The sequence below is a fragment of the Ruthenibacterium lactatiformans genome (genome assembly GCF_000949455.1).
Classification (GTDB): domain Bacteria; phylum Bacillota; class Clostridia; order Oscillospirales; family Ruminococcaceae; genus Ruthenibacterium; species Ruthenibacterium lactatiformans.
This window is the reverse complement of sequence record NZ_JXXK01000012.1, coordinates 96,067-102,066: the sequence shown is the minus strand read 5'-3', so window position 1 is coordinate 102,066 and position 6,000 is coordinate 96,067. Positions and strand designations below refer to the sequence as shown.

The following is a 6,000-nucleotide window of genomic DNA, read 5'->3' as shown; positions in this document are numbered from 1 at the left end:
GGCCGCGCCTGTTTTGGTTTTGGCGGAAGACCTACTGGCCGAACAGGCCCGCCAGGCCGCCGGAGACGCCTTCGCCCCAGCTTTTTACAGCGTCCGAAGCGCTTTGCAGAGCATCCACTGCGCCGTTCAATTTGGCGACGGCGTCGTTGAACGCCTGTACGTCCATCTGGCTGATCTTACCGTCCAGTGTGCTGATGGCGCGGTTTACGGCGTCCATATCGAGCTTCGAGACCTGCTCGGCCACAGCGGCCAGATCCACGCCTTCCAGCGCCGCGGAGATGCGGCCCATGCTGTTCATCGTATTGCCCAGGCACACCACCACGGCTGCCAGCAGCACGGCCAGCAGCGCGGCGGCGGCGCGCATCCAAAGCAGCTGGCCGCGCAGCAGCTCATTGGTGCGGCGTGTCTCTTCCAGAATTTCATTTTGTTCCATGGTCAGGCTCCTTTCCTATGCCTTTGCTGTGATGATAGCACGAAACCGCGCCGCAGTCCATCGTTTTTGCGCGAAACAGGGGAGGCTGTCCGCCTTGTGGAAAACGGCGGGATGTGCTACCATGAAACAACAGACAGGAGGGATGATCCCATGACGGAGCAGGAGATCGAACGCGATATGTATGCGCGCGCTGTTGCGCTGATTGAAGAACGATATCCCACGGGTTGGGGTGGCGCGGCCGTGCTGCGCGCCGAGGATGGACGCTGCTTTACCAGCGTGGCGCTGGAAAACGCCAACTCCAGCGTGCTGCTGTGTATTGAGGTAGGGGCCATGTGTGAGGCGCACAAATACAATGTGAAAGCCACACACTGCCTGTGTGTGGTGCGGGATGACGAGCACGGCCCGTTCAAGGTCCTTTCCCCCTGCGGCGTGTGCCAGGAACGTCTGCGCTACTGGGGTGCGGAAGTAAAGGTGGGCGTTACCACACCGGATGGCGCACTGCGGTTCGTACCGTTGGGAGAACTGCAGCCGTACCATTGGACCGCTGCCTATCCGGAGGAGGAACTGGAGCGTTTCGGCAGGTGAGCGGAGACTGTCGGGCGCGCGGGTCGCAGAGAAAGGAACGTCGTGATGGGAAACAAAGGCGCAGCCAACCGCTGCAAATGGGTCAATCTGAAAAACCCGGCGTACATCCGGTATCATGATACGGAGTGGGGCGTGCCCCAGCACAAGGATGAAGTGCTGTTTGAAATGCTGTTTTTGGAATGGTTTCAGGCGGGGCTTTCCTGGGAGTGCATCCTGAATAAGCGGGAGGGCTTCCGGCGCGCCTTCGACGGCTTCGACGCGGAGAAAATCAGCCGATACGAAGACGGAGAGCTCGCCCGGCTGCTGGCCGACCCCGGCATTGTCCGCAACAGGCTGAAAATACGGGCCAGCATCGGAAACAGCCGTGTGTTTCTGAAAATTCAGCAGGAATACGGCAGCTTTGACGCATATATCTGGGGGTTTACAGCAGGAAAGACGATCGTGGAACGCTACGACGTGCGCACGTCCTCGCCTTTGTCTGACCGGATCGCGGCGGACCTGAAAAAGCGGGGGATGAAGTTCGTGGGTTCCACCGTCATATATTCCTATTTGCAGGCGATCGGGGTGCTCAACGCGCACGGAAAAGAATGCGGCTTCTGTGCGCAGGAGCCGCTCATGGCCGCGCAAGAGCCTGACGCGTTTCCCTGACATCGGCATAAAAACAAAAACGCCGCTTTCCCAACGTGTTTTGGGAAAGCGGCGTTTGTTTGCCGAAAGGAGGTCAGTGTCCGCAGTGCCCGCCGCAGGTGTGGCCCTCGCCGTGGTGGCCGTGGCAGCCCTCGTGGCCCTCGCCGTGGTGCTCGTGGTGGGCGCAGGTGGTGTCCGGGTCATAGGCCAGCGTGCCGGCCAGCAGCGCTTCGGCCTGTGCGTCCGCCGCGCCGCGCGCGCCGGGGTACAGCGCAATGCCCGCCTCGGCCAGCGCTGTGCGCGCACCGCCGCCGATGCCGCCGCAGATCAGCGTGTCCACGCCGTGCGTTTTGAGAAACACCGCCAGCGCCCCGTGGCCGCTGCCGTTTGTGTCCATGACCTCGCTGGAAGTGATCTTGCCGTTCTCCACCGTGTACAGCTTGAATTGCTGCGTGTGGCCGAAATGCTGGAATACCAGCCCGTTTTCATAGGTGACAGCGATCTTCATATTTGCATCCTCCGATATGGTTTGATACCGTGCGCAGAAGGCCGAGCCGCCCGCGCTCTGTGCGCACCGCTTGCCGCGGCAGCCGCCCGCCCGGGGGCACAGCTCATAGGGGCCGCCCTTCACATGCAGCAGCCGCCCGTTCACCAGCATGTCCGCCAGCTTGGCGCGCGCGGCCTCGTACAGGGCCTGCACTGTGGTTCGCGCCACACCCATCTGCCCGGCGCATTCCTCCTGCGTCAGGCCCAAAAGGTCGATCAGGCGGATGGTCTCGTATTCATCTACTGCCAGGACGACGCTTTCGGCAGGCGCGCCGTCCAGCGGGCCAAAGCGGGCGTTGCGCGGCGGCTCGCAGACGCGCCGGCGCTTTACAGGACGCGGCATGGCAAAGCCTCCTTTGTTTGGTTCTGCGGCCAGTATAACATTATAAATGGCATATGTCAATAACTTGCGCGCCCTTTTCCGGAAAAGCCGCCCCAGTGCCGGCGCGCCGGGTGCGTTTTTTTAGCGCGCCGGGCATGGGAGGACGCATCCTCCCGCATGGCCTCTGCATCCCCCGTGTCCCGGGCGTCGCGGGGGGCGGGGAACAGACGGTTGATGGCCAGGCCGGCCAACACCCCGACGCCGGTACCAAGGATGCGCGCGATGGTATAGGAGACGTATCTGTCCTTTGTGACGGTGAACATCACCACAAAGTACACCACGGCGGCGGGCTGGATGGCACTGTGCGCGCCGAACAGGAGATTGATGTAAATGACGCAGAAGAGGCCCAGGACCAGGTAAAGGTGCCCCGGCAGGCCGAAGGGGCGGTTTGTGTACAGACAGTAAAACGGGATCACCACCAGCCCGCCCAGCAGCGTGCCCAGAAAGCGATTGCCGCCGTGGCGCACGCCCTCGCGCCAGAAGCTGCCCATGCCGAACACCGCGCCGATGCAGGCGAAGCAGGGGTTACGCCCGCCCAGCAGCCCGTATGCCGCACAGACCAGCAGCACGGCGCCCAGTGTTTTGAAGATGCGCATGCCCACCTTCAGCAGCGCCGGGAAATGAAAAATGCATGTTGCTGCCTTCTACCCTTCTGCGGGGCGCGCGCGGTAGCGCAGCGGCGAAAGGCCGTATTTCTTTTTGAACAGCCGTGAAAAGTACGCCACGTCCACCATGCCTACCCGTGCGGCCACCTCGGCCACGGGCAGGTCGGTTTCGTCCAGCAGACGGCGGGCCGTCTGCAGGCGCAGCGTATGGATATAGGCTGTCAGCGTTTCACCGCGCTCCCGGCTGAACTGAGCGGAGAGATATGTGGCGTTGAAGCCCAGCGCCGCCGCAATGGAGCGCAGCGAAAGCTCGCCGGAAAGGTGCAGGCTGATGTAGCTGAGCGTTTTCTGCACGGCCTGGGAGCAGCCGCTGTGCGCGTCGTTGCGCACCAGGCGGCAGTAGCGGCGCAGCATCTCCAGGCCCAGACGGTTCGCTTCCACGGTGTCGGCCACGCGTTCGATCTTCACCGCCAGCGCGCCGGAGAGCTGGTCGATATACACCGGATGTACGCCGCCGCTTTCCGCGGCCTTGCGCAGCAGCGTGTTGACGACGATGAGCATGTTTTTGACGTCCCGCAGCAGCTCGCCGGTGCGGGGCGTGAAATTTTTGATGGAGAACCGCCCCAGATGGCGCACGGCCGCGTCGTAATCGCCGCGGGACACGGCGGCCAGCAGCGCGTTTTCATCGCGGTAGCGCCGCTCCAGAAGCTCCATGGAAAACTGGAACGCCTCGTCCGGCTGCGCCCGGCCCGTCACGGTGGAAGCCAGCGTGCGGTGCACTACGCGGGCGGGGTCGTGCGCGCCGTACAGCTGGCATGCCACGGCGTGTGCCGCCGCAGCCATCGTGGGCTCGGCCACCTCGGGTACGGTGCCGTAAAATGTGCGCAGCGCGGCGGCGTCGCCCTTGCCGATGCGGTTCTGCGCCAGCACACGCTCAAAGAACGGGCCGGACGCCGCCTCATACAGAAAAGGGCCGAACAGCAGCACGCTGCGCGGCTTTGGGCCGGGCACAGGCATGAAAACATAGTTCAGCTCCAGCGTATTGTGCACATAGTACACGGTGCCTTCCTCCAGCCCGTGCATGGCGCTTGCGCTGAAAATGTCCTTGTAATCAAAATCCGCGCGCAGAATGCGGGACAGCCGGTAGTCGAACTCCTGCGCGTCCTTGTAGGGCGGGCGCAGCAGATGCGCCTCCACGCCCAGCGCGGCGGCCATCATATCGCGGATGAACGCAAAGGGAACGTCTGCCATGAATGATAAAGCTCCTGTAAAATTTTTATGATATTTGAATGTTACCCAAAAATTGTACAAATGTCAATAAAATCTTCCTAACGGGGCATCCTTGGTATATGTTATCTTGATAAAGGAGTAGTTTGCATATGGCATTGCAGCCTCAAAATGAGCGCCCGTTCGGGTTCCGCGATAAATTGGGATATCTGTTCGGGGATTTCGGCAACGACTTCACATTTATTTTCGCGGGCAGCTATCTGACACTGTTTTATACGGATGTGCTGGGCGTCAGCGCAGGGCTGGTGGGCGTGCTGTTCGTGGTGGCGCGCTGCGTGGACGCGTTCACGGACGTGGGCATGGGCCGTCTGGTGGATACGCTTCCGCCGTCCCGCGGCGGCCGGTTCCGGCCGTGGATCCTGCGCGTGTGCGTGCCCGTGGCGCTGGCCAGCGTGCTGATGTACCTTTATTTTGCACGCAGCTGGCCCTATGCGGGCAAGGTGGCTTACATGTTCGCCACCTATATTTTCTGGGGCAGTATCTGTTATACCGCCATCAATATTCCATACGGTTCCATGGCGTCGGTGCTCAGCGCCGACGCAGGCGAGCGCGCGTCGCTTTCCACGTTCCGCAGCGTGGGCGCCATGCTGGCGAACCTGATCATCGCCGCGGCGACGCCGTTGTTTTTGTTCCGCACCGCGGCGGACGGCACGCAGACCGTTATCCCGGAGCGCTTCACGGTGATCGCCGTTGTCTACGGCGTGTGCGCCGTGGCCTGCTATCTGCTTTGCTATGCGCTGTGCCGTGAGCGTGTGCAGGCGGCGCCGCCCAGGGAGGCCAAACGGCAGAGCTTTGCCTCGCTGGCAAAGGCGCTGGCGGGCAACCGCGCCCTCACAGCCGTCATCGGCGCCGCGCTGCTGCTGCTTCTGGCAAGCCTGCTGGGCCAGGGCATGAACATGTACCTGTTCAAAGATTATTTCAACAGTGCGGACATGCTCTCGCTTGTAGGGTTCGCGGGCGTGCTGCCCATGCTGGCGCTGGCGCCCTTTGCGGCAAAGCTGTCCAAAAGGTTCGGCAAAAAAGAGGCCGGCTGTGTGGGCGTGGGCGTTGCCGCCGCGGCGTACCTGCTGATGTGGGCGCTGCGTCTGCGCTCGGTGTGGGCCTATATCGGCCTGATGCTGGTGGGCAGCGTGGGCGTGGGCTTTTTCAATATGGTCATCTGGGCGTTCATCATCGACGTTATCGATTATCAGGAGGTACGCACCGGCAGCCGCGACGACGGCACCGTGTACGCCGTCTACTCGTTTGCGCGCAAGCTGGGCCAGGCGCTGGCGGGCGGCGTGGTCGGCTTTGCACTGGCGGCCATCGGCTATGTGAGCAGCACGGGCCATGTGGTGCAGACGCAGCCTGTACGCGAGGGCATTTACACCATTTCCACGCTGGTGCCCGGCCTGAGCTATCTCGGCGTGTTCCTTGTGCTGCTGCTGGCCTATCCGCTCACCAAAAAGCGCGTGGAGGAAAACGCCGCCGTGCTGCGCGAACGGCGCGGCGAAGCGGCACAGGAGCCGTAGCGGCCCCGGCCGGGCGCACGGCCC

At 62.6% G+C, this 6,000-nt stretch carries 7 protein-coding genes; 3 read left to right on the top strand and 4 right to left on the bottom strand.

The features are described from left to right. Window positions 1-31: 31 nt before the first annotated feature. Entirely contained in the window at window positions 32-433 is a 402-nt protein-coding gene (locus tag TQ39_RS10050; protein ID WP_050005434.1) for a hypothetical protein, read from the bottom strand. A 150-nt stretch (window positions 434-583) separates the two neighbouring features. Between TQ39_RS10050 and TQ39_RS10045 the strand changes: the two genes are divergently transcribed. Beyond that, on the top strand, window positions 584-1,018 hold the full coding sequence (locus TQ39_RS10045; RefSeq protein WP_050005433.1) for a cytidine deaminase: 435 nt from the start codon (window positions 584-586) through the stop codon (window positions 1,016-1,018). A 45-nt stretch (window positions 1,019-1,063) separates the two neighbouring features. Beyond that, window positions 1,064-1,666, top strand: coding sequence for a DNA-3-methyladenine glycosylase I (locus TQ39_RS10040; RefSeq protein WP_050005432.1), 603 nt, complete (start codon window positions 1,064-1,066; stop codon window positions 1,664-1,666). 73 nt (window positions 1,667-1,739) lie between these two features. Here TQ39_RS10040 and TQ39_RS10035 read toward each other — a convergent pair whose 3' ends face one another. The 3 genes from TQ39_RS10035 to TQ39_RS10025 are packed head-to-tail and all read right to left on the bottom strand — an operon-like array spanning window position 1,740 to window position 4,429. Beyond that, the gene (locus TQ39_RS10035; RefSeq protein ID WP_050005431.1) at window positions 1,740-2,534 is read right to left on the bottom strand and encodes a DUF134 domain-containing protein; all 795 of its coding nucleotides are present in this window, start codon (window positions 2,532-2,534) and stop codon (window positions 1,740-1,742) included. A gap of 56 nt (window positions 2,535-2,590) precedes the next feature. Next, window positions 2,591-3,169 carry an FUSC family protein gene (locus tag TQ39_RS10030; RefSeq protein ID WP_050005430.1) on the bottom strand — a complete coding sequence of 193 codons (579 nt, stop codon included), beginning with the start codon at window positions 3,167-3,169 and terminating at the stop codon, window positions 2,591-2,593. A gap of 48 nt (window positions 3,170-3,217) precedes the next feature. After that, a complete protein-coding gene (locus TQ39_RS10025; protein ID WP_050005429.1) occupies window positions 3,218-4,429 on the bottom strand; it encodes a helix-turn-helix domain-containing protein in 1,212 nt (403 codons plus the stop codon). A 128-nt stretch (window positions 4,430-4,557) separates the two neighbouring features. Here TQ39_RS10025 and TQ39_RS10020 point away from each other — a divergent pair, with 128 nt between their 5' ends. Continuing rightward, window positions 4,558-5,976: an MFS transporter gene (locus TQ39_RS10020; RefSeq protein WP_050005428.1), complete on the top strand. Its 1,419-nt coding sequence runs from the start codon at window positions 4,558-4,560 to the stop codon at window positions 5,974-5,976. Window positions 5,977-6,000: the final 24 nt, after the last annotated feature.

Excerpts from the sequence above, each read along its gene's own strand:
- TQ39_RS10050 (WP_050005434.1), bottom strand. The coding sequence starts at position 433 with ATGGAACAAAATGAAATTCTGGAAGAGACACGCCGCACCAATGAGCTG.
- TQ39_RS10045 (WP_050005433.1), top strand. The coding sequence starts at position 584 with ATGACGGAGCAGGAGATCGAACGCGATATGTATGCGCGCGCTGTTGCG.
- TQ39_RS10040 (WP_050005432.1), top strand. The coding sequence starts at position 1,064 with ATGGGAAACAAAGGCGCAGCCAACCGCTGCAAATGGGTCAATCTGAAA.
- TQ39_RS10035 (WP_050005431.1), bottom strand. The coding sequence starts at position 2,534 with ATGCCGCGTCCTGTAAAGCGCCGGCGCGTCTGCGAGCCGCCGCGCAAC.
- TQ39_RS10030 (WP_050005430.1), bottom strand. The coding sequence starts at position 3,169 with ATGCGCATCTTCAAAACACTGGGCGCCGTGCTGCTGGTCTGTGCGGCA.
- TQ39_RS10025 (WP_050005429.1), bottom strand. The coding sequence starts at position 4,429 with ATGGCAGACGTTCCCTTTGCGTTCATCCGCGATATGATGGCCGCCGCG.
- TQ39_RS10020 (WP_050005428.1), top strand. The coding sequence starts at position 4,558 with ATGGCATTGCAGCCTCAAAATGAGCGCCCGTTCGGGTTCCGCGATAAA.